1 protein-coding gene and 1 pseudogene are annotated in these 1580 nt (G+C 45.1%); both read right to left on the bottom strand.

The window, feature by feature from the left end; all coding sequences use genetic code 11:
• Positions 1–147: 147 nt before the first annotated feature.
• Positions 148–709: pseudogene (locus tag J9889_RS18620) on the bottom strand (DUF932 domain-containing protein); the annotation flags it as partial.
• Positions 710–1168: 459 nt separating this feature from the next.
• Positions 1169–1444: a hypothetical protein gene (locus J9889_RS18625; protein WP_210557668.1), complete on the bottom strand. Its 276-nt coding sequence runs from the start codon at positions 1442–1444 to the stop codon at positions 1169–1171.
• Between the last annotated feature and the right edge of the window lie 136 nt (positions 1445–1580).

The raw sequence follows: 1580 nt of genomic DNA on the forward strand, positions 1-1580 counted from the left end.
TCTGGGCCATAAAAATAAACAGTTAGTTAAGATCTCGACTATTTACAGCTTGGCAACGCAAGGTACAATTAAAATCGTACTTGGCGCCGCTCAACTGATCGATACTTGATCAACTAGCGCAAAGAATGATCATGCGTCGGCCCTGGGGTCAAATGTCGTCGAGTGGGAGACCTTGACCGCACCGGAGCTATTACGCAACGCCATCTGCAGGGTGTTATTACAGACCACTCGCAATGAGGTAAATTGCGCCGTGGTGCAGAGCGTGCCGTCGCAGCTGGTTGCCAGCAGCAGATAGGACTTCACCAAGTCATTGCCTTTGAGTTTCAAGTCTTGGCCGGTACGGGCCAGCGCCCACAATTTACGGCCGCCCTTAAGTGAGCCAGCGGTTTCTAATTCAAAGCCGCCGATTTCCACTAAATCCTGATAGAAGTGCAGCACCTCATGGGGCTGTACCACGTTATAGCGTTGGGAGACGACCGACAGGGGTTCGAGCGTGTCGGATCGGTAAAGCACCTTGCTGTCTTTATAGGGGCGAATATGCAAGGCATCGGTAGCAACGTTAAACATCACATTGCTCTGCTCGATTGGTCCAGTCCATTCCGGCAGCTTTAAGCCAGATCTCCAAGGATTGTTGTGGGGGCAAGATATTGCCGAGGCCGTGCCAAGGCGTCTGGCCAATGTAGGCAATGCTATCGATGAGGTGAGCCATATATCAATCTCCAATGAAAATGGGACTGCATAGCGCAATCCCAGAGGTAGGTTCACAGAGAGAATATATATCTGAAATTTATTCGATTGGAGGTAATGGGAACGCTAGGTGACGTCACCGTACCATAAAAACGGCACGGCTCCAAATGGAGCATTGTGGGGCCACTAGTAATATCAATAGAGGCTCGTTAGTGACTGATGTTTTTGATATTACAGATATTTTTGATATTCGTATCTGAAAATATCCGGAGAATGCATACTTGAAAGGTTGAATGGAGCTTGAAGACCAGTAGAGGAGACGTAACCATACATCAAAGGTAGTTGTGTCACGACCATGTTTCCAGTACACCAATCTACGCTTTTTCAACTTGATCCTCCCTAGAAAAAATACATTAGAATAAAAAGTTATTCAAACCATTCTTCGCAGATGCGCTTGGATGATATTTACATAAAAAAGTGCTTATTCGTTAACTGAAGGCGTCCAAGGATGTTTATACCTGAACAATAGTTCTACGACTTTAGTTTTTTTGCCCAACTCTACAATGTTTTCAACATGTTCACCTGGAACAGAGAAAAGCAATATGATGGTTGAATAGTCTAAGAGACAAACACCAAGAGAAGATCCTGTAATTCCTTGGATTAAATTATCATTTAACTCCTCTCTGGATATAATATTTTCTCTAACCAAATTATTTGCAAATTTTGCAGGGCCAGCAGGAAATTTAGGATCCGACATTCCGCACCTGATTTAGGAATAAATTTGCCGATAGCGCTCACCCAATACCTCCAAAATGATCTGCTGGTCTCCTGTTAGCTCCGTTACTTGTGGCGGAGCTTCTCCCAGTCGATATTCATGGATGCCACCAAAGCGC

This window comes from Aeromonas sp. PrichA-15, assembly GCF_017939245.1.
Classification (GTDB): Bacteria; Pseudomonadota; Gammaproteobacteria; order Enterobacterales; family Aeromonadaceae; genus Aeromonas; species Aeromonas caviae.

Coding starts and splice junctions, on each gene's coding strand:
- J9889_RS18625 (WP_210557668.1), bottom strand. CDS start 1,444: ATGTCGGATCCTAAATTTCCTGCTGGCCCTGCAAAATTTGCAAATAAT.